This is a genomic window from Sulfitobacter sabulilitoris, assembly GCF_005887615.1.
GTDB classification, from domain to species: Bacteria; Pseudomonadota; Alphaproteobacteria; order Rhodobacterales; family Rhodobacteraceae; genus Sulfitobacter_E; species Sulfitobacter_E sabulilitoris.
Map to the genome: position 1 here is coordinate 104556 of NZ_VANS01000005.1, position 20307 is coordinate 124862.

The window sequence follows — 20307 nt, forward strand, 5'->3', positions numbered from 1 at the left end:
GGTTCAGCCCGCCCCGGCCAGGATCCTGCGCTTTTCGGCAAAGACCTCGGCGCGCGGGCGCCAGGCATAGCTCTTGTCCTCGGCCGGCGGGCCCCAGTAAAGCGGCCCGCCAAAGCGCCAGGGGTCCAGCACGAGGCCCTCGTGCCAGTCCTCTCCGGCGGCGCTGGCGATCACCGTACTGTGGTCGATGCGCCAGAGCCGGCCCGCGTTGGCGATGGCCCGGTGCAGGCGCAGCGTCTGGAAATTCTCGGCGGCCAGACGGCTTTCCATGTCATCGGCCCAGTGCCAGCACAGGCCGCGGGGCCGCTGGCCGGCGTTCACCTTCATGTTGTGCACGATGGCGGAATCGGTGACGCCGTAGTCGCGGGCAAGCTGGCGCGGATAGACCAGCGCGATGCGCGCGGCACGGGCGGCCTCCTCCGGGTCAACCTGGGGGCCCAACGCCACCAGGTCGCGCGTCAGGGCGGCGATCTGCGCGTCGCCGACGGGGGCCGCGCGGTCCATCGGTGCGCCACAGGCGGCCAGACCCGCGAGCGCGCAAACCGCCAACACCTTGAGGAATGCGTTCACCATCGCGCCGCCGGGGTCAATCGCTCAGATCGGAAAACAGGTTGTCGGTCTCGACGAAGTCCAGCCGCTCGGTGGCCACGGTTCCTTCGTTGATGTCGCGCACCTCGACCCGGCCATCGCCGTAGCCGATCACGACCGCGTCGCAGATATCGATGAAAAGGCCATTCTCAACCACGCCGGGCATCTGGTTGAGCACCAGCGCCAGCTGGCGCGCGTTGCCGATGCGGTTCAGGTGCAGATCGAGGATGTGATTGCCCTCGTCGGTGATGAAGGGCCTGTCGCCGTTCATGCGCAGGGACGATTGCCGCCCCAGCACGTCCATCGAGATCAGCGTCTCTTCGACCAGCGCCTGCGTGGTCTGCCAGCCGAAGGGGATCACCTCGATCGGCAGGGGAAAGGCGCCGAGGGTTTCGACCTCCTTGCCGATGTCGGCGATCACGACCATCTGGTCGCTGGCGGTGGCGACGATCTTTTCTTGCAGCAACGCGCCGCCGCCGCCCTTGATCAGGTTCAGATCGCCGTCGAATTCATCCGCCCCGTCGATCGTCAGATCCAGCCATTTCGCCTCGTCGAGCGAAATCACCTCGATACCGACATCGCGCGCCAGTTCGGCGGTGCGGGTCGATGTCGGCACGCCCTTGATGCGCAACCCGTCCTCGCGCACCATTTCGCCAAGGCAGCGCACAAGCCAGGCGGCGGTGCTGCCGGTGCCAAGCCCGACGCGCATCCCGTCCTCGACGAACTGGGCCGCCCGCTTGGCGGCGACGAACTTGGCCTTGTCGATGGGCGACAACTCTCCGGACATATGACTTTCCCCGCAATCACGTGGCGCCCTTATACGCAGGACAGCCCTTGGGTGCGAGGGTCAATGCAGCGGAACATCCGGTTTTCTGCGCCCTGCCCGGTCATCGCCCCGCGACAGCCGGCGGCAACGCGGCAAGCGCGGACGCATGCGCGGGCGCCGAAGCGTCCGGCCCGGCCCAGACCGCCCGGAACGGCAGCAGGCACAGCACGACAAGGCCCAGGGCATTCAGCAATCTGATCGCGGCGCGTTTGGTCATGGTTTGTTCCTCCTGCCGCATACCAACACCAATCAAGGTTAATTCCGTCTTAACATCGCCGCACCTTCACCGCTCTTTTCTGTGGCTCGCGGTGCATGAAGCGTCGCAAACAGCACAGGCGTCATGCCGCGCCGGCGTTATATCGCGGGCATGACAGATCGGCCGCCCCCCGCACCAGACCCCGACACGCCGCGCCAGCGGCCCGCGCGGTGCCGCCCGCGCCCATCGCACCTGTGCCATCACAGCCGGTTTGACCTTGGCGGTCCGCCTGCCCTACACCTGAGCGCGCGGATGCCCGAGCGGCGCGCGGACACGGTCCCGCCCGCGCCTAGTCAAGGTCATGGCCGCACACCGTTCACGGCGCGTCGCGCGCCCTTGCCTCCAGAAGAAAGAGCGCCCTGATGTTTCTGTCCGTCTTCGATATGTTCAAGGTCGGCATCGGCCCGTCATCGTCGCACACGATGGGCCCGATGGTCGCCGCCGCGCGGTTCCTCGATTTGATGCGCGCCGCGCCTTTCCGGTTTGCGGGGGTGCGCGCGTCGCTGCATGGCTCGCTTGCCTTTACCGGGGTGGGCCATGCCACCGACCGCGCCACCATCCTCGGTCTGGCGGGGTATCGGCCCGATACCTACGACCACGCCGCCGCCGAAGCGACCCTGCGCGACATCGCCGAGACCCGGCAGGTGTCGCCCGAGGGGCTGCCGCCGCTGCGATTCGACCCCAAGGCGGACATGATATTCGACTATGACACCCCACTGCCCGGCCACGCCAACGGCATGATGCTGATGGCCACCGACGCCCAGGGCGACGTGACCCTGCGCGAAACCTATTATTCCATCGGCGGCGGCTTCGTGATGACGCAGGCCGAACTCGACGCTGGCAAGGACACCGACGAGGGCGCGCCGGTGCCCTATCCCTTCAAATCCGCGGCCGAGATGCTCGAGATGGCGAAATCTTCGGGCAAGACGATCGCCCAGATGAAACGCGCCAACGAGGAATCGCGCGGCGGCGCCGAAGGGCTGCGCAGCGGCACCCGGCGGTTATGGCAGGTGATGAACGACTGCATCGACCGGGGGCTGGGCACCGATGGCACGTTGCCGGGCGGCCTCAAGGTGCGCCGCCGCGCCAAGGGTATCCACGAGGCGTTGCTGGCCGAGCGCGGGATGAACCAGTCCGCGCCGCATACCATCAACGACTGGATGAGCGTCTATGCCATGGCGGTGAACGAGGAAAACGCCGCCGGCGGGCAGGTTGTGACCGCGCCCACCAACGGGGCGGCGGGCGTCTTGCCCGCGACGCTGCGCTACTACCTCGATCATGTGCCGGGTGCGTCCGAGGCGCATATCGAGGATTTTCTTCTGACCGCCGCCGCGATCGGCGGACTGGTCAAGTTCAACGCCTCCATCTCGGGTGCCGAAGCGGGGTGTCAGGCCGAAGTGGGCAGCGCCGCCGCCATGGCCGCCGCCGGTCTGTGCGCCGTGATGGGCGGCAGCCCCGAGCAGATCGAGAACGCCGCCGAGATCGCGCTGGAGCATCACCTGGGCATGACCTGCGACCCGGTGCGCGGGCTGGTGCAGGTGCCCTGCATCGAACGCAATGGCCTGGGCGCGATCAAGGCCGTGTCGGCGGCCAGCCTTGCCCTGCGCGGCGACGGCGTGCACCTGGTGCCGCTGGATGCCTGTATCGAGACGATGCGCCAGACCGGGGCCGACATGAGCGAGAAATACAAGGAAACCTCGCTTGGGGGTCTGGCGGTCAATATCCCCAACTGCTGATCGCGATCACGGCGCGGCGCGCGCCGGCCACCGCGCGGGCGGCGGCAATTGCGCCAGCCGCTGCACCATCTGCGGCATCAGCCGCCGCGGCAGGATGCACAGCATTTCGGGCCCCGCCATGCGCAGCCGCACCGGACCCTGCGCCCGGTTCGACGTTCCGACATAGCGCGCGGGATCAAAGGCCAGCCCCTCGATCGGCCAGTGCAGCCCGTCGGACCAGCCCTGCACCGCCGCCATCGGAAACAGCGATACCACATCGCCCGTGTCCGTCGGCAACAGCAGTTCGGGCGGGCAGACAAAGATGATTTCGGTCGCGCCCATCAACACGCAGGGGCGATCGGCGCGTGCCACCAGCGTATGCAATGCCGAAAGCTGATGGTCGATCCGTCCGCCCGCGAACCCCAGCGCCAGCACGACAGGGGCCGCGATGCTGCGCAGGGCCTTGTCGAAATCGGTGCTGTTCTGCTCTGAAATGCGGTGCTGGCGGTCGCTGGGGATTTGCACCAGATGCTCCGGCGCGATAGAGTCGAAATCGCCGATCACCGCTGCCAGATCGATGCCCTGCTCCAGCGCCAGCGCCGCGCCGCCATCCGCGGCCATGCAGACGGGGGCCACCCGCAACGCCTCGCGCAGGTCGGCGGCACTGGCCTGACCACCGCCCAAAAGGGTGACCGGAGTGTTGTGTTCAATGAGTGACGTGTTCACCGCGCCTTAATGCCCTTTATGGAAACTGACCACAATGTCGCCACGAAATGATACGCTTATGAGCACAGATTCGGTCCGCTTTGGTCTCGTGTGTCATGGTAAACACTGTGTCGATAGTACGCAGAGGACGAGCATCCGATGATGAACAACAATAAGATTCTTACGGTATCCTACGGGACATTTTCCTGCACGCTTGAAGGATTTGACGATTCCTTTGGCACGATGAAGGCGATCGCGGAGTATTTTCGCGATCTTGCCGCGGATGACAGGTATTTCGGCGCAGAACCCCCGCAGCCCGATGCAGAGATGCTCGCCCGCATCGCGCAACGCGAGGTGTCGCGCCGTGTCGAGGCCCGCGAACACGAGGGCCGCATCGTCCTGAGTGCGCATGAGGCGGAAACGCCCGCAGCCAAAGCGCCAACCGCCCCCGCAGCCGAAGTCGAAGCCCCCGTTGCCACCGCAGCCGAATCCACCCCCGAAGCCGACGCGCCCGTTGCCACCGCACCGGTGCCGCCCGTCGCTGCCGCGCCGTCCGAGGAGGCGCACGATATCGAAGCGCCCCGAGCGCCGGCGGCAGAGCCGACCGAAGCCGCGCATGTGTCCGAGACAGCGCAGGTCGACCCCGGCTATGTGCCCGGTGCCCAACCGCCGATGACCGAAGGCCCGGCCGCCCCGACCATGGACGAGGCCCATGCATCCGCCGCACCGCAAGAGGATGCCGCCACTGAGCACGCCGCGCCCAGCGTGGCTGAACGTGCCGACGTCCCCGACGGCGCGGAAGCCTTTTTTGCCGAAGCCAAGGCGGCGGACCACGCGGCGGAGCCTGCCGAGGAGACCGCGGAGGCGGCCCCCGCTCTGGCCCCGCGCCCCGCAACCATCCCCCACGCGGACAGCATCGCCGCCAAGCTGGAGCGTATCCGCGCCGTTGTATCGCGGCACGAAGAGATCGAGATCGAGGCCACCTACGAGGAAGACGAGGACGCGGATGTGTTCCTGTCCGGGACGCAGCAGGACGACATCGCCGACGCGCCGGTCCCGGCCAGCAGCAGCGATGTGCGGGCCCGCGCGCTTCAGGATATCGAAGGGGCGCTGGACGCCGATACCGGCAGGGACGCGAAGGACGATGACACCTCCGGGTCCGACACCGGAATGGTCTCGGACGACGACGACGATCTGAGCGCGATCATGTCGCGCCTGAACGCCGCCCCGGCCGCGACGTCGGTTGAAGTGGTCGAGGAAACGATCGTGGAACTGACCGAAGACACCGGCGAGACCGAGAGCAAAGCCCCGAAAGAGAGCGCCGGACTAGGCTTTGCCGCCTATGATCAGGACGACGACGATGACGTGACCGGCGAGAACCTGTTTGACGAGGCGGACACGGCAGACGCCGACCCCGCTGAGGAAGAGAGCCATGTTCAGGCGCAGGCCACCGAAGCCGAGGACGAGGACGAGGATGCCGACGCCCCCGCGCGCCCCCGCGCACGGGTGATCAAGGTCAAGCGGCTCGAACTGGACGATGCGATCGCCAAGGGCCTGCTGGAGCCGCAGGACGAGGACGAGAGCACCGCCGAGGCCGCGCAGGGCGAGGACCACGCCGAGGATATGGCCGAGGACGTGGCTGTGCAGGCCGAGGACGAGGACGAGGACGACAGCGGATCGTCGCTGTCCGCCCAGGACGAGGCCGAATTGCAAAAAGAATTGGACGCATTGGAGGCGGAACTGGCGACGGATGCCGCCCAGGCGGAGGATGCGACCGACGACGATCAGGCGGACGAGGCCGGCCTTGACGAAGAGGACGAGGACAGCGCCGCGCAGGACGCCGTTGCCGCCGGGGACGCCGAGGAAGACGCCGAAACGCGCCGCGCCGCCCGCGACGCGCTGCCCGACCTCGATGCCGGGCAGGACCGCGACGTCTCGCGCCTGATGCAGGAAGCCGACAGCCAGATGGGCGAGCAGGAAAGCTCGGAGCGGCGCAGTGCCTTTGCGCATCTGCGCGCCGCCGTGGCCGCCAAGAAGGCCGATCAGGCGCTGGGCGGCGACGAGGACGACGACACGCCGCAAGAGGACTATCGCAGCGATCTGGCGGAGGTCGTCAAACCGCGCCGCCCGGTGCCCGTCGGTGGATCACGCACCCCGCGCCCAAGCGACGCGCGGCCTGCGCCGCTCAAGCTTGTGGCCGAACAGCGGATCGACGTCGAGGCGGTCAAGCCGTCCGGCCCCGTGCGCCCGCGCCGCGTGGCCACGGCCGCCGAACATGACGTCACCGAAGACGACGGCGGCAGCTTTGCCGAATTTGCCGAGGAGGTGGGCGCCACGCATCTGCCCGACCTGTTGGAGGCCGCGGCCGCCTACATGGCCTTTGTCGAAGGGCGCACCCAATTTTCGCGCCCGCAACTGATGACCAAGGTGCGCCAGGTTGAACAGGACAGCTTTAGCCGCGAGGACGGCCTGCGGTCGTTCGGCCAGTTGCTGCGCGCAGGCAAGATCGAAAAGATAAAGGGCGGGCGGTTCACGGTTTCAGAGCGGATCGGGTTCAAGCCCGACGATCACCGCGCCGCCGGGTAACCGCGCGACATTCTGATGACAGATTCAGATCGGGCCGCGCCATGAAGGTGCGGCCCGGTGCGTTTGCAGGTAGGTTTGCAGGTGCGGAAATCGCAGTTTCCGCCGTCAGCGGCGCGCGTCGGGGTCGGCCTGTCCGACGCCCTTGAACACCGCCTTGAGCGGCAGCGCCCAGATCACCCCCAGCACGGCATAGACCGCAAGCTCGGCCCAGATGCCCGGCCGCCCCAGAAGATTGACGACCGTCACCGCGACCACGATATACGCCGGCACGCCCAGCACGAGAATGAGCAGCGACAGGCGGCGGCGGGCTTTGTAGGACAGGGCCATGAGATCTCCTCGGGCAGGTCGGGCGGTGGCGTCAGTCGGCGAAGGGGTCGGTCACGAGAATGGTGTCCTCGCGCTCCGGTGAGGTGGAGAGTAGCGCGACCGGGCAGTCGATCAACTCTTCCACGCGGCGCACGTATTTGATCGCCTCCGCCGGCAGGTCGGCCCAGCTGCGCGCGCCTTCGGTGGATTGCGACCAGCCGGGCATTTCCTCGAAGACGGGGGTACAGCGCGCCTGCTGGTCCGCGGCGATGGGCAGGTAATCGAGCCGCGTGCCGTCCAATTCGTAGCCGACGCAGATTTTCAGGGTCTCGAACCCGTCCAGCACATCGAGCTTGGTCAGCGCGATACCGTTGACGCCGCTGGTCGCACAGGTCTGGCGCACCAGAACCGCGTCGAACCAGCCGCAGCGGCGCTTGCGGCCCGTGACGGTGCCGAACTCGTGACCGCGCTCGCCCAGACGCTGGCCATCGTCGTCGTGCAACTCTGCCGGAAACGGCCCCTCGCCCACGCGGGTGGTATAGGCCTTGACGATACCGAGCACGAAATCGATCGATCCCGGGCCGATGCCCGTGCCTGTGGCCGCCTGCCCGGCAATCACGTTGGAGGATGTGACAAATGGGTAGGTGCCGAAATCAATGTCCAAAAGCGCCCCCTGCGCCCCTTCGAACAGGATCCGCTTGCCTGCGCGGCGCTGCTCGTTCAGCACCTTCCAGACCGGTGCCGCATACTCCAGAACCGACGGTGCGATCGCGCGCAGGTCGGCCAGCAGCGCATCGCGGTCCACCGGTTCGAGCCCGAGCCCGCGGCGCAACGCATCGTGATGCACAAGCGCGCGATCGACCCGCAATTCCAGCGTCGCGTCATCGGCAAGATCGGCCACGCGCACCGACCGGCGCCCGACCTTGTCCTCGTAGGCCGGGCCGATGCCGCGCCCGGTCGTGCCGATCTTGGCGACGCTGGCCTGCGCCTCGCGGACGCGGTCCAGTTCGCCGTGAATGGGCAGAATGAGCGGTGCGTTCTCGGCGATCATCAAGGTCTCGGGCGTGATGGTGACACCCTGGCTCCGCAAGCCCTCGATCTCCTTCTTCAGGTGCCAGGGATCAAGAACCACGCCGTTGCCGATGACGCTCAGCTTGCCGCCGCGCACGATACCGCTGGGCAGCAGGCTCAGCTTGAACACCTCGCCATCGATCACCAGCGTGTGGCCCGCGTTGTGCCCCCCCTGGAACCGCGCGATGACATCGGCGCGCTCGCTCAGCCAATCCACGATTTTGCCTTTTCCCTCATCGCCCCACTGGGCGCCGACAACGACGACATTGGCCATGGCTGGTCCTTCTGCAAATGGTTCAGACCCGCGTGTCTATAGCCGTGCTCAGGTCCGGGTGAAACCACTATTATCGCGCGGCACCCCCCTCCCGCTTCTTCTGGTTGCAAATACTCCCGCCGGAGGCACGGAAATCGCCGGCGTTGCGGCATGGACTTTGTGCCTCCGGCGGGGATATTTAGAAACAAGAGAAGCAGGGGGCAGGGCGCTATGGGGTTCGTGACGCGATGGGTATTTGCCTTTGCGCTTTTGGCGCTGACGTTTAACCCGACGCAGTACAATTACATCAACTGGGCCGCCGAGTTCGGGGCCCGCAATCTTTCGGTGGCGGTGTTGATGGGGCTGTTGCTGGTGATAGGCTATATTATCTACCTGCGCGCCACGCTGCGCTCCATCGGCGGCTTCGGCATGATGCTGGTTCTTGCGGTGGTTGGCTCGCTGCTGTGGGTGCTTTATGATTTCCGGGTGCTGCGGCTCGACAATTCCGGCGCGAATGTCTGGCTGGGGCTCGTCGCACTCAGCTTTGTGCTTGGCATCGGGCTAAGCTGGAGCCATGTACGGCGTGCCCTGTCGGGGCAGGCCGACATGGACGACGTGGACGACTAGCGCGCCGATGCGACACCGGCACCGGCCGCCAACCGAGGGAAACCGAATGCGACGCAAACCCGCGACGACGACTGATTTTCAGAGATTTTATCATGCCAAGGTCGGCCTGGGCGAAGGCTGTGGCTGCGCCGAACGGGTGATCGACCTGCATGAATTCGATCGCCTTGCCGGCAGGCCGCGCCTGCGGTTGCCGATGTTGCCCCGACGGGGCGCATGGCGGCGGTTTTTGAACAAGGCGGGGCTGACGCGACGGCCAAAGGCCTAGTCGGGCAGTCGAACGGGGGCACCGTGCGGGGTGCCGAGATAGGCGCGTTCCCAGGCCTGTTTGACCTCGGCCACGTCACCGGGCGCTGCCACGCCCGCAGTGTCCAGGATTTCCTCAAGCGTTTCGAGCCATGCCGCGAAATAATCGTCCCCGCCGTCCAGTTCGCGCTCAAGCCCGTGCCGCGCCAGCGTGGCACCAAAGCGCGCGGCCCAGTCGGGCCATGCGAAATGCCCCGCTTCGTTTAGGTGCACCGTGAGGGCAAAAACCTGCGCGTGCCAGGGCGCGTGGAACACCGGATCGGGGGCTTTGGTTTCGGCTGCGGTCATGCGGCGGGCTCCAGATAACTTTGCCACAGATCGAGGATGACCTCGTCCCGCGGATGTTCGGGGTGCGACCACAGCTCGGACGCGGGGAACGCCACCGCGTAGAGCGGCTCTGCCGCGTCGCCGAGCCTGTGGGCGGAGGCATCGGGCAGCACATGCGTGCCGTGATAGCGCAGCACGCGGCCACGGGCCCCCGCGGCATAGGCCGGCAGGCGGGTGTGGCCGCCATCGACCAGCATATTGGCGGCGATAGGGCGTGTCGCCACCGCGTCGCCGGGCGAAAAGCGGGGCGCAACGGTGCTGGCTCGGTCCGCCGGTCCGCCGGTGGCCAGAACGGTCGCGACATCAGCCGCGGCAAGGCGTTTCGCACCGAGCGGGCTGGGCGCGGGCGCGGCCTGTCCGGACAGTTCGTCACGGGTCACGGCGCCGGTCTCGACCAGCAGATCGGCAAGCGCCGCCATCCACTTTTCGTAATACGAGAACCGGGCGTAATCCTTGGCTGCGAGACATTCGCGAGCGTGGCGCGAGACGTCGATGTTCCACTTGCCCAAGGCCCCGGCGGCCAGCGTGATCGCCAGCGCCCGCTTGTGCCAGGGCGCGTGGAAAAGCGGCTGCTCCGGTTCGGGCACCACCGGCCCGTCGCCATAGCGCCCGCCCATGTCGTGCAGGCGGGTCATGGGGTTCGCGCCAGTCCGGTGCCGATCATGCTGTCGCGGGTCACCAGATCCATCAGCGCCGCCTCGTCCATGCCATCGGTGCCGGACGGGCGCTGCGGGATCACCAGATACCGGACCTCGGCCGTCGAATCCCAGACGCGCACCGCCGTGTCGGCGGGCAGGACCACCCCGAAATCGGCCAGCACCGCGCGTGGCTCGCGCACCGCGCGCGCGCGATAGGCGTCGGATTTGTACCAACCCGGTGGAATGCCCAGCAGTGGCCAAGGATAACAACTGCACAGCGTGCAGACGACCATGTTGTGCGTATCGGGCGTGTTTTCGACCGCAACCATGTGTTCGCCCTGCCGTCCGTAATATCCCAGTTCGGCGACGACCGCGGTCGCATCCTGCAGCAGCGCGGTGCGGAAACCGGGGTCGGACCAGGCGCGCGCGACCACATGCGCGCCGTTGCGCGGGCCGATCTTGCTTTCGTAGGTGTCGATGATCGCATCCAGCGCGGCCGGGTCGACAAGCCCCTTGGCGGTCAGGATCGTCTCGAGCGCCTTGACCCGCAACGCGGGTTCGGGCGGCAACAGGGCGTGCGGGTGGTCGTGGTCGTGGTCGGAGTGATCATGCGGCATGACGCCAGCATGACGCAGCGGCGCGGCGCTTGTCCAGCGTGGAAATGCCGCGCGAGGGGATGCGGCCCTTGCCCCCCCGTTCAAACTTGCCTAGATACCCCCGAAAGCCACACCCGAACTGCACAGGTATCCATGGAAAACGTCGTCCTGATCATCCACCTCTTTCTTGCGCTCGGGCTGATTGCCGTGGTGCTGTTGCAGCGTTCCGAAGGCGGGGGCCTTGGTATGGGCGGCGGGGGCGGCGGGGCGACCTCCGGCCGGGCCGCGGCGACCGCGCTGGGCAAGGTCACCTGGATTCTGGCAATCGCGTTCATCGCCACGTCGATCACGCTGACGATCATCGCGGCGCAACAATCGGCCGGCAGTTCGGTCGTGGACCGGCTGGGTGTCACTCCACCCGCGCAGAGCGGCGAGCCGCAGGCTCCGGCGGCGCCCGCGGGCGACAGCTTGCTGCCACCGGCGCAGGGCGAAAACACCCCGCTCGTTCCGAGCGCCGATTAAACCAGGCACTACAAGACCTTGAGGGCGCGCATATGACCGCAACATCATGTTGCGGCACGCCTTGCCTTTGACCACCGAATCCTTATAAGCTTAAGTCCCGTGGTGCTGTGAACTTTCTTGCGAAAGCGTGCAGCGGTTTTGGGCGGCTTTCATCCACATCCGCAAGAACGACACCAGGGGGTTTTCGACCATGGCACGCTATATTTTCATCACAGGTGGTGTGGTGTCCTCGCTGGGCAAGGGCCTTGCCTCGGCGGCCCTGGGCGCGCTGTTGCAGGCGCGCGGTTTTTCGGTGCGGCTGCGCAAGCTTGATCCCTACCTCAACGTCGATCCCGGCACCATGTCGCCCTTCGAGCATGGCGAGGTCTTTGTCACCGATGACGGCGCCGAGACGGATCTGGACCTGGGCCATTACGAGCGGTTCACCGGCGTGGCCGCACGCAATACCGATTCCGTGTCGTCGGGCCGGGTCTATTCCACCGTGCTGGAGAAGGAGCGCCGGGGTGACTATCTTGGCAAGACGATCCAGGTGATTCCGCACGTCACCAACGAAATCAAGGATTTCCTGCACATCGGCGAGGATGAGGTCGATTTCATGCTGTGCGAGATCGGCGGCACCGTGGGCGACATCGAGGGCCTGCCGTTCTTCGAGGCGATCCGCCAGTTTTCGCAGGATCAGCCGCGCGGGCAGTGCATTTTCATGCATCTGACGCTGTTGCCGTTCCTGGCCGCGAGCGGTGAGCTCAAGACCAAGCCGACGCAACACAGCGTCAAGGAACTGCGCGCCATCGGCATCGCGCCCGACGTGCTGGTCTGCCGGTCCGAGCATCCGATCCCCGACAAGGAACGCGAAAAGATCGGCCTGTTCTGCAACGTGCGCACCGAGAACGTGATCGCGGCCTATGACCTGAGCTCGATCTACGAGGCGCCGCTGGCGTATCATCGCGAGGGGCTGGATCAGGCGGTGCTGGACGCGTTCCAGATCTCGCCCGCGCCCCGGCCGGACCTTTCGGTCTGGGAGGATGTGGTGGACCGGATCCACAACACCGACGGCGAGGTCAACGTGGCCATCGTGGGCAAGTACACGCAGCTCGAGGATGCCTATAAGTCGATCAAGGAGGCGTTGGCGCATGGCGGCATGCACAACCGCGTCAAGGTCAACGTCAAATGGGTCGATGCGGAAGTCTTCGATCACGAAGATGCGGCGCCGCATCTCGAAGGGTTCGACGCCATCCTCGTGCCCGGCGGTTTCGGCGAGCGCGGCACCGAGGGCAAGATCAAGGCGGCGCAATACGCGCGCGAACACAAGATCCCCTACCTGGGGATTTGCCTTGGGATGCAGATGGCCGTGATCGAAGCCGCGCGCAATGTCGCCGGCCTTGCCACGGCGGGGTCCGAGGAATTCGACCATGAGGCGGGCAAGAAACGCTTCGAGCCGGTTGTCTATCACCTCAAGGAATGGGTGCAGGGCAATGCCAAGGTCAGCCGGAAACTGGGCGACGACAAGGGCGGGACGATGCGGCTGGGGTCTTATGACGCAAGCTTGAAGGCCGGCAGCCGCGTGGCCGAGGTCTATGGCACCACCGCGATCGACGAACGCCACCGCCACCGCTACGAGGTCGATATCGCCTACCGCGAAAAGCTGGAGCAGGCGGGCCTGTGCTTTTCGGGCATGTCGCCCGATGGCAGCCTGCCCGAGATCGTGGAATGGTCGGATCACCCGTGGTTCATCGGGGTGCAGTTTCACCCCGAACTGAAATCCAAACCTTTCAATCCGCATCCGCTGTTCAAGGATTTCGTGCGCGCGGCCAAGGAAAACTCGCGTCTGGTGTGAGGGCGCCCGGCGCGTCGCAGGGGCATGGGATTTTAGAAAATCACGGTCCGTTCTCTTGGCAGGAAAACGGCGGCAGCCCCCAGGGCACGCGCCCGGAGGGCCCTTGACACCGCCCCGCGCGCACAGTCCTGTCGGACCATGCTGAGCTATCAACACATTTATCACGCGGGCAACCTGGCGGATGTGCACAAACACGCATTGCTGGCGTGGATGCTGCGCTATCTCACCCGCAAGGACAAGCCGCTGAGCTATCTCGAGACGCATGCGGGCCGGGCGCTTTACGATCTGGCGTCGGACCCTGCGCGCAAGACCGGCGAGGCCGCGCAAGGCATTGAAAAGGTGCGTGATTGGTTCACGCCCGATCACCCCTTCGCCGAGGTGCTGGACCGGACGCGCGCCGCGCATGGTGCCGCCGGATATCCGGGTTCGCCGCTGATCGCCGCCACGCTCTTGCGCCCCGGCGATGCCCTGCATTTCGCCGAACTGCACCCGGCGGAACATGCCGCGCTGGACCTTGCGATGTCGCCCTACCCCGCCACGTGCCACCTGCGCGACGGCTTCGAGATGGCGCATGCGTTGACCCCGCCCACGCCGCGCCGCGGCCTGATGCTGATCGATCCCAGCTACGAGGTCAAAACCGATTACGACGACATTCCCGGTCACATCGCGAAAGTCCTGCGCGCGTGGAACGTCGGCATCGTGGCGCTTTGGTATCCGATCCTGACCAGCGGCGCGCACGGACCGATGCTGCGCAGCCTCACCGCCGCCCACCCCGACGCCTTGCGCCACGAGGTCCGCTTTGCGCCGGCGCGCCGCGGGCACGGTATGATCGGATCGGGCATGTTCGTCATCCGCCCCCCCTACGGCCTTGCCGAGGAAGCCGCGCGCATGACCCGCAGATTTGCCGCCTTGACCTGACCGTTGACCCTGACGAGGAGAGAGACCCGATGACCAAAGGATACTGGATCGCCCATGTCGATGTGCGCGACCCGCAGGCCTATGACGCCTACCGCGCGGCCAATGCCGCCCCCTTCAAAGCCTACGGCGCGAAATTCCTGGTCCGCGGCGGGGATCACGAAATCCGCGAAGGCCGCGCGAAACCGCGCACCGTCGTGATCGAATTTCCCAGCTACGCCGAGGCCATCGCCTGCTACGAAAGCCCCGCCTACCAGGCCGCCAAAGCGCTGCGCGACCCGGTGTCCGAGGGTGATTTGCTGATCATCGAGGGATACGACCCCTAACGATTCGTGCTACAGTGCCACCATGCGATACGTCTGGGCCCTTTGTCTGGTACTGCTGCCGCGCGCCGCGCTGGCCTGCGGCCTGCCGGTGTGCCTGACCGACCCCGACGTGCTGACCTTTGCGCATGTCATCACCTTCGAGGACACCCGGTCGAGCATGGGTCCCGGCCACCGGATCGACGGGCTGCTGGTGATGGATGGCGCGCAATTCGGCGAGAGGTTCGCGGGCCAGTCACTGGCGCCCACGGGCGACCACGATGCCGTCACCGGCGCGCCGCTGCCGCCGCTCGTGCTGATGTCGGGGCCGCCGGGCCAGAACCTGTCGGTGGTGCATATGACCGGCAACAATGTCCTGAACGGCTATGGCGCGGCCGGGTTTCCCAAGCGTCGCGCCCAGGGCGAAGGCGCGATTTCCGTGCTGTTCGACCGTGACCAGTCCGCGTTGTCGTTTCAACTGCGCGGCGGTGAGGCCGGACAGGCACAGGTTGTGTTTTTACGTCGCGATGGCAGCCTGATTTCAACGTTGGATTTGACGGACCTGGGCGAACATGCCATCGGGTTCCTGCGCAGCCAGGGCCAGGCCGATATCGCTGGTTTCGTGCTGACGAACACCGACCCCCAGGGGCTGGCGCTGGACAACCTGCGCTTTGACCGCCCCCCGAACCTAAGCTGAGCCGAGAGGGTATTCCGCCCGATGTTCGAACGACTTTTTCCGCGCCGCAAGCCTGATCCCAAGCCTTTGCCGCAACCCAATGCGCAACTGGCGCTGGGGGCGCTCTTGGTGCGCGTCGCGATGGCCGACCGTGATTACAACGCCACGGAAGTGGGACAGATCGACCGCATCCTGGCCGCGACCTTCGGGTTGAAGCCGCTGGAGGCGGCCAAGCTGCGCGCCACATGCGAAAAGCTCGAGATGCACGCCCCCGGAACCCCGGAATTCGCCGCGATCCTGCGTGACGAGGTGCCCTATGCCGACCGCAAGGCGCTGGCCGATGCGATGTGGGCGGTCGCGCTGGCCGACGGGGACCGGGCGGAGCGCGAGGAGATCACCCTGATGGCGATCGAAACCGAACTTGGCCTGACGGACGAGGACATCGTGACCGCGCGCCGCACCGCCCTGCGTCAGTCATAGCGCAAGGTAACTCTTTGCATGTCGCGCGCACCGGATTATATCCTGTGACATGTTTGCAGATTTCATAAAGCGGCTGACCCAGCCCGACCCCGTACACCTGCCCGATGACGACGCGCGATTGGCCCTCACGGCCCTTCTGGTGCGGATCGCGCGGGCCGATCAAAACTACTCGGACACGGAAAAGGAACGCATCGACCAGATCACTGCGAAACGCTACGATCTCGGCCCCGGTGCCGTGACCGCCCTGCGCGCCGAGGCCGAACTGCTGGAGGCCGAGGCCCCCGATACCGTGCGTTTCACCCGCGCGATCAAGGACGCGGTGCCGTATGACGAGCGTCTGCGCGTGGTCGAGGCGCTGTGGAAGGTCGTGCTGGCCGATGGGACCCGCGCCGAGGAGGAAGACGCGGTGGTGCGCATGGCGACCAAGTTCCTGGGTGTCAGCGATCCGGATTCGGCGATGGCGCGGCAAAAGGTCGAAGGCACGGCGTGACCGCCAGCCTTCCGATGTACGACCGGTCCACGACCCGAGGGCCCAACGACCGTCTGTGGGCGCGCGTGCGCGAGGCGCTTGGACGGGGCCCGCAGACCCTGGATCGCGACACCGATCCGCGCCTGACCTGGCACGATCCGGATCTGGTGCTGTCGCAGACCTGCGGCCTGCCTTTCCGGCTGGGGCTGAACACGCATGTGACCTATGTCGGTACGCCCGACTACGGGGTGCGCGGCTGCCTGCCGGGATATTACAAGTCCTACATCGTGGTGCGCCGCGACGACCCGCGCAAGCGTCTGTCCGAGTTCGAGAAATGCACCCTCGCGCGCAATTCGGTGCTGTCGCAGTCGGGCTGGGCCGCGATGGAGAATCACCTGGTCGACACGGGCGCGGGCTTCAGCTTTGAGCGGCACGCCATCGACACCGGATCGCACGAGGCGTCTGTCGCCGCTGTATCCGCCGGAGAAGCCGACATCGCCGCGATCGACGCCGTGACCTGGACGCTGCTGAAACGGGAGGGCGCCACCGGGGCATGCCGGGTGCTGAGCTTTACGAGGCCGACGCCGGGTCTGCCGCTGATCACCGCCGGCGGGACAGACCCCGCGCCGATGCGCAGCGCCCTTGACCGCGCCATAAAGTCCCTGTCGGGACGCGACCGCGCGCAGCTCTTGCTCAAGGGAGTGGTGCAGATACCGGTTGAGGCGTACCTCGACGAACCGGTGCCGCCCTCGTGCAAAGTGGTGACAGACTAGGCGCGGGGGCCCTTCCCCTTCGTCAACTTGGACGGATTAATTGCGTTCTTTTGTTTTGCAAGTTGCGAATCCAAGCATTTTCGCCCCTTATGGCCCCTTGAAACAGCTCAAGATGTGCCAGTGACCTCTGAAACGCCCGTCATCGAAATTCGCCATCTGCACAAAGCCTACGGGTCTTTGGAAGTCCTCAAGGGTGTGGATATCTCTGCTCCGAAGGGGCATGTGGTGTCATTGATCGGGTCATCTGGGTCGGGAAAGTCCACGCTTTTGCGCTGCTGCAACCTGCTCGAGGACAGCCAGCAGGGCGAGGTTCTCTTCAAGGGCGAGCCGGTCCGGTGGAAGGGCGAAGGTCACAATCGCCGCCCCGCCGACGCGGGCCAGGTGCTGCGCATTCGAACGAACCTCAGCATGGTGTTCCAGCAGTTCAATCTGTGGTCGCACATGACCATTCTGCAAAACGTGATGGAAGCGCCGCTGACCGTGCTGAGACGCGACCGCGCCGAGGTCGAGGCCGCTGCGCGCGCATATCTCGACAAGGTGGGGATCGGCGACAAATGCGACGCGTATCCGGCGCAACTGTCCGGTGGCCAGCAACAGCGCGCCGCGATCGCGCGCGCGCTGTGCATGGAGCCAGAGGCGCTGTTGTTCGACGAGCCGACGTCGGCGCTCGATCCCGAGTTGGAGCAGGAAGTCGTCAAGGTCATCAAGGATCTGGCGAGCGAGGGGCGCACGATGATGATCGTGACCCACGATATGAAACTGGCCGCCGATGTGTCGGACCACGTGGTGTTCCTGCATCAGGGCCTGATCGAAGAACAAGGGGCGCCCGACACGCTGTTCGGCGCACCCAAATCAGAACGACTGCGCGGGTTTTTGTCCGCAACGACCCACGCTGCGTAACCCAAAGATAAGAAACGGGAGTATCTACCATGAAAAAGACGATTCTGACGACGACCGCACTGGCGCTGAGCGCCGGTATGGTGTTCGCCGCCGCCCACGAGAAAACCATCCGCATGGGCACCGAGGGCGCCTACCCCCCCTACAACTTCATCAATGACGCGGGCGAGGTCGATGGCTTCGAGCGCGAGTTGGGCGACGAGCTTTGCCTGCGCGCCGAACTGACCTGCGAATGGGTCAAGAACGACTGGGACAGCATCATCCCCAACCTTGTGTCGTCGAACTACGACACGATCATGGCGGGCATGAGCATCACGGACGAGCGGGACGAAGTGATTGATTTCACGCAAGACTACTTCCCGCCCACTGCCTCTGCCTATGTCGCGGCCTCTGACGCGGTCGATGTGACCTCGGGCGTGATCGCGGCCCAGACGGCCACCATCCAGGCCGGCTATGTCGCGGAAAGCGGCGCCACGCTGGTCGAATTCGCCACACCCGAGGAAACCGTGGCGGCTGTGCGCAACGGCGAAGCGGACGCCGTCTTTGCCGACAAGGACTATCTTGCACCGCTGGTCGAGGATTCCGCCGGCGAGCTGATGTTCGTGGGCGAGGAAGTCGCGCTTGGCGGCGGTATCGGCATGGGCCTGCGCGAAAGCGACACGGATCTGAAGGAAAAGTTCGACGCGGCCATCACCTCGATGAAGGAAGACGGCACGCTGAACGCGATGCTGAAGAAGTGGTTCGGCGAAGAAACCGCCACCTACTGACCCCCTTAGGCCGGGCGCGCGATCCATCGGGTGCGCGCCCGGCCCCCCTGCACCGGCGCGGGGTCGCCAGCCTCGGTGCCTTAGTCCCGGACAGTCATGTTTTCCTTTTGCACCGATCCCGACACATTGGACCAAGCGCGCTGGCTGGCGTGCTACCTGACCACGGGTGTGCACCTGTCGTTCTACATGTCGTTTCTCAAGGTGCTTGGCCTGCTTGCCGTGACCGCGCCCGTCGCCCTTGGGTTCGGGTTCGCGGGGGCGATGGTGGCACGGTCGCATATCGCGCCCCTGTCGTGGATCGGCAAGGCCTATATCGCGATCGTGCGCGGCGTGCCGGACATCGCGTTTTTCCTGTTCTTCGTGATCGCGTTGGATCAGGCATTCGAATACCTGCGCCACAAGGCGCTGTGCCCCGACTGGGACGAACCCATCCGGCAGGGCCGCGATTTCGTCGTCTGCCAGGCCGCCAAGCTGCCACTGGGCAACGCGCCGCAGTGGGTGCATGAAACCTACGGGTTTTCGCTGGCCGTCATCACCTTTTCCATCGTCTTCGGGGCATTTGCCGCCAATGTCATTTTCGGCGCGATGCGCGCCGTGCCGCGCGCGCAGCTTGAAACCGCCGAAGCCTACGGCATGACCCGCCGGCAGACGTTCTGGCGGGTGCTGGTGCCGCAGATGTGGGTCTTTGCGCTGCCGGGCCTGTCGAACCTGTGGATGGTGCTGATCAAGGCGACGCCGCTGTTGTTCCTCTTGGGCGTCGAAGACATCGTCTATTGGGCGCGCGAACTTGGCGGGACCAAAACACCGCGCTTTACCGACTATCCGCATGGCGACTGGCGGATGTGGTATTTCCTGGGGTTGCTGGTGTTCTACCTCGCCTTTACCCGCGTGTCGGAAATCGCGCTGGATCGGATCATGGGGCGTCTGACGTTGGGTCAGGCCACCGCCGGTGGCGAAGCACAGCGCAAGGGGGCCGTGGCATGAGCTGCCTCCAGACCATCCAGGACTACGGCCTGCGCTCCATCGGGATCGGCGAACGCCTGTTGCCGCGCAGCGACTTCACCCTGTGCGAGCAGGTCACGCTGATCGGCTCCGGCATGATCTGGAACGTCTATTTCGGGGTCGTGGCGCTGATCAGCGGGTTCTTTCTGGCCACCGCGCTGGCCGTGGCCAAGGCGTCGCCCCGCAAGGGCCTGCGCAAGCCCGCCGAATGGTTCATCTTCATCTTCCGCGGCTCGCCGCTCTTCATCCAGTTCTTCTTCGGCTACTTCCTGTTCCTCAGCCTCAAGAGCCAATACCCGATGTTCGACGCCTTCACCTCGGCCTGGCTGGGGGCGCTGATCGTGCTCTACCTCAACACCGCCGCCTATTCGGCCGAGATCTTCTACGGGGCGCTGCTGTCGATCCCCAAGGGCGATACGGAGGCCGCCGATGCCTACGGCATGACCGGCTGGCCCCGGTTCAAGCGCGTGATCTGGCCCACGATGCTGCGTCTTGCGTGGCCCGCCTACACGAACGAGGCGATCTTTCTGTTCCACGCCACGGCGCTGGTGTTCTTTTCGGGCTTTCCCGCATGGCAGCAAAAGGGCGACGCGCTCTATTACGCCAGCTACTTTGCCGACAAGACCTTCAACCCCTTTGTGCCCTACCCCATATTGGCGGGATATTTCATTCTGCTGACGCTTTGCGTGGTGGGCGTGTTCGGGGCGGTCAATGCCCGGCTGAACCGTCATCTGCCACAGGAGGCGCGGCGCAAAATGCGCTTGCGTCCCAATCTGATACGGTAGTATCAATTTTTTGATCAAATTATTCGGGCACGCAGGGGCCACCCCCTGTCGCCACACCCGAAACGGGCCCGGACGGGCACGCCGATTT

25 protein-coding genes are annotated in these 20307 nt (G+C 65.8%); 16 read left to right on the plus strand and 9 right to left on the minus strand.

The genetic code is table 11. The features are described 5' to 3' along the window. Nucleotides 1-3: 3 nt before the first annotated feature. The 3 genes from FDT80_RS16345 to FDT80_RS18930 all read right to left on the minus strand — a co-directional run bounded on the left by FDT80_RS16345 (nt 4) and on the right by FDT80_RS18930 (nt 1631). Complete coding sequence (locus FDT80_RS16345) at nt 4-573, minus strand: hypothetical protein (RefSeq protein ID WP_138663397.1); 570 nt, start codon at nt 571-573, stop codon at nt 4-6. 13 nt (nt 574-586) lie between these two features. Beyond that, nucleotides 587-1375, minus strand: coding sequence for a ribose-5-phosphate isomerase RpiA (gene rpiA / locus FDT80_RS16350; protein ID WP_138663398.1), 789 nt, complete (start codon nt 1373-1375; stop codon nt 587-589). 100 nt (nt 1376-1475) lie between these two features. After that, nucleotides 1476-1631, minus strand: a complete 156-nt coding sequence (locus FDT80_RS18930) for a hypothetical protein (protein WP_170311910.1) — start codon at nt 1629-1631, stop codon at nt 1476-1478. Nucleotides 1632-2032: 401 nt separating this feature from the next. On the opposite strand from FDT80_RS18930, the gene FDT80_RS16355 reads away from it, so the two are divergent. Next, nucleotides 2033-3406, plus strand: a complete 1374-nt coding sequence (locus tag FDT80_RS16355; protein WP_138663399.1) for an L-serine ammonia-lyase — start codon at nt 2033-2035, stop codon at nt 3404-3406. Nucleotides 3407-3412: 6 nt separating this feature from the next. Here the strand turns inward: FDT80_RS16355 and FDT80_RS16360 are convergent, their stop codons facing one another. Then, the gene (locus FDT80_RS16360) at nt 3413-4111 is read right to left on the minus strand and encodes a thiamine diphosphokinase (protein WP_138663400.1); all 699 of its coding nucleotides are present in this window, start codon (nt 4109-4111) and stop codon (nt 3413-3415) included. Nucleotides 4112-4249: 138 nt separating this feature from the next. Here FDT80_RS16360 and FDT80_RS18935 point away from each other — a divergent pair, with 138 nt between their 5' ends. Then, nucleotides 4250-6676 carry a coiled-coil domain-containing protein gene (locus FDT80_RS18935; RefSeq protein ID WP_170311911.1) on the plus strand — a complete coding sequence of 809 codons (2427 nt, stop codon included), beginning with the start codon at nt 4250-4252 and terminating at the stop codon, nt 6674-6676. Nucleotides 6677-6781: 105 nt separating this feature from the next. Here FDT80_RS18935 and FDT80_RS16370 read toward each other — a convergent pair whose 3' ends face one another. Next, a complete protein-coding gene (locus FDT80_RS16370) occupies nt 6782-7003 on the minus strand; it encodes a DUF2842 domain-containing protein (RefSeq protein WP_138663401.1) in 222 nt (73 codons plus the stop codon). A 31-nt stretch (nt 7004-7034) separates the two neighbouring features. Further along, nucleotides 7035-8327 carry an adenylosuccinate synthase gene (locus tag FDT80_RS16375; RefSeq protein WP_138663402.1) on the minus strand — a complete coding sequence of 431 codons (1293 nt, stop codon included), beginning with the start codon at nt 8325-8327 and terminating at the stop codon, nt 7035-7037. Nucleotides 8328-8537: 210 nt separating this feature from the next. Here FDT80_RS16375 and FDT80_RS16380 point away from each other — a divergent pair, with 210 nt between their 5' ends. Beyond that, a complete protein-coding gene (locus FDT80_RS16380) occupies nt 8538-8933 on the plus strand; it encodes a DUF6524 family protein (protein WP_138663403.1) in 396 nt (131 codons plus the stop codon). Between the two features lie 46 nt (nt 8934-8979). After that, the gene (locus FDT80_RS16385) at nt 8980-9198 is read left to right on the plus strand and encodes a hypothetical protein (protein ID WP_138663404.1); all 219 of its coding nucleotides are present in this window, start codon (nt 8980-8982) and stop codon (nt 9196-9198) included. Here the strand turns inward: FDT80_RS16385 and FDT80_RS16390 are convergent. From FDT80_RS16390 to nthA, 3 genes are read right to left on the minus strand one after another with little or no spacing between them, the layout of a single operon-like run. Further along, nucleotides 9195-9524, minus strand: a complete 330-nt coding sequence (locus FDT80_RS16390; RefSeq protein WP_246039986.1) for a nitrile hydratase accessory protein — start codon at nt 9522-9524, stop codon at nt 9195-9197. The two genes, FDT80_RS16385 and FDT80_RS16390, sit on opposite strands and share 4 nt — an antisense overlap. Continuing rightward, the gene (gene nthB, locus FDT80_RS16395; protein ID WP_138663406.1) at nt 9521-10198 is read right to left on the minus strand and encodes a nitrile hydratase subunit beta; all 678 of its coding nucleotides are present in this window, start codon (nt 10196-10198) and stop codon (nt 9521-9523) included. The genes FDT80_RS16390 and nthB overlap by 4 nt, the downstream gene beginning before the upstream one ends. Further along, a complete protein-coding gene (nthA, locus tag FDT80_RS16400; protein ID WP_138663407.1) occupies nt 10195-10818 on the minus strand; it encodes a nitrile hydratase subunit alpha in 624 nt (207 codons plus the stop codon). The genes nthB and nthA overlap by 4 nt, the downstream gene beginning before the upstream one ends. Before the next feature lie 132 nt (nt 10819-10950). Here nthA and secG point away from each other — a divergent pair, with 132 nt between their 5' ends. The 12 genes from secG (at nt 10951) to FDT80_RS16460 (ending at nt 20219) form a co-directional block, all read left to right on the plus strand. Then, entirely contained in the window at nt 10951-11319 is a 369-nt protein-coding gene (secG, locus tag FDT80_RS16405) for a preprotein translocase subunit SecG (RefSeq protein WP_138663408.1), read from the plus strand. Between the two features lie 190 nt (nt 11320-11509). Beyond that, the gene (locus tag FDT80_RS16410) at nt 11510-13153 is read left to right on the plus strand and encodes a CTP synthase (RefSeq protein WP_138663409.1); all 1644 of its coding nucleotides are present in this window, start codon (nt 11510-11512) and stop codon (nt 13151-13153) included. 138 nt (nt 13154-13291) lie between these two features. Further along, complete coding sequence (gene rlmJ, locus FDT80_RS16415; protein ID WP_138663410.1) at nt 13292-14071, plus strand: 23S rRNA (adenine(2030)-N(6))-methyltransferase RlmJ; 780 nt, start codon at nt 13292-13294, stop codon at nt 14069-14071. A 29-nt stretch (nt 14072-14100) separates the two neighbouring features. After that, the gene (locus FDT80_RS16420; RefSeq protein ID WP_138663411.1) at nt 14101-14394 is read left to right on the plus strand and encodes a DUF1330 domain-containing protein; all 294 of its coding nucleotides are present in this window, start codon (nt 14101-14103) and stop codon (nt 14392-14394) included. A 22-nt stretch (nt 14395-14416) separates the two neighbouring features. Next, entirely contained in the window at nt 14417-15067 is a 651-nt protein-coding gene (locus tag FDT80_RS16425; protein WP_138663412.1) for a hypothetical protein, read from the plus strand. 21 nt (nt 15068-15088) lie between these two features. Continuing rightward, nucleotides 15089-15526 (plus strand): tellurite resistance TerB family protein, encoded by a 438-nt coding sequence (locus FDT80_RS16430; RefSeq protein ID WP_138663413.1) that lies wholly within the window; start codon nt 15089-15091, stop codon nt 15524-15526. A 49-nt stretch (nt 15527-15575) separates the two neighbouring features. Next, nucleotides 15576-16016, plus strand: a complete 441-nt coding sequence (locus tag FDT80_RS16435) for a tellurite resistance TerB family protein (RefSeq protein WP_138663414.1) — start codon at nt 15576-15578, stop codon at nt 16014-16016. Then, nucleotides 16013-16768: a phosphate/phosphite/phosphonate ABC transporter substrate-binding protein gene (locus FDT80_RS16440; protein ID WP_138663415.1), complete on the plus strand. Its 756-nt coding sequence runs from the start codon at nt 16013-16015 to the stop codon at nt 16766-16768. The genes FDT80_RS16435 and FDT80_RS16440 overlap by 4 nt, the downstream gene beginning before the upstream one ends. A 120-nt stretch (nt 16769-16888) precedes the next feature. Then, nucleotides 16889-17668: an ABC transporter ATP-binding protein gene (locus tag FDT80_RS16445; RefSeq protein ID WP_138663416.1), complete on the plus strand. Its 780-nt coding sequence runs from the start codon at nt 16889-16891 to the stop codon at nt 17666-17668. Nucleotides 17669-17697: 29 nt separating this feature from the next. Continuing rightward, the gene (locus tag FDT80_RS16450) at nt 17698-18432 is read left to right on the plus strand and encodes a transporter substrate-binding domain-containing protein (protein ID WP_138663417.1); all 735 of its coding nucleotides are present in this window, start codon (nt 17698-17700) and stop codon (nt 18430-18432) included. 96 nt (nt 18433-18528) lie between these two features. Then, nucleotides 18529-19416 carry an ABC transporter permease gene (locus tag FDT80_RS16455; protein WP_138663418.1) on the plus strand — a complete coding sequence of 296 codons (888 nt, stop codon included), beginning with the start codon at nt 18529-18531 and terminating at the stop codon, nt 19414-19416. Continuing rightward, nucleotides 19413-20219 carry an ABC transporter permease gene (locus tag FDT80_RS16460; protein ID WP_138663419.1) on the plus strand — a complete coding sequence of 269 codons (807 nt, stop codon included), beginning with the start codon at nt 19413-19415 and terminating at the stop codon, nt 20217-20219. Before FDT80_RS16455 ends, FDT80_RS16460 begins: the two co-directional genes overlap by 4 nt. The last annotated feature ends 88 nt before the right edge of the window (nt 20220-20307 follow it).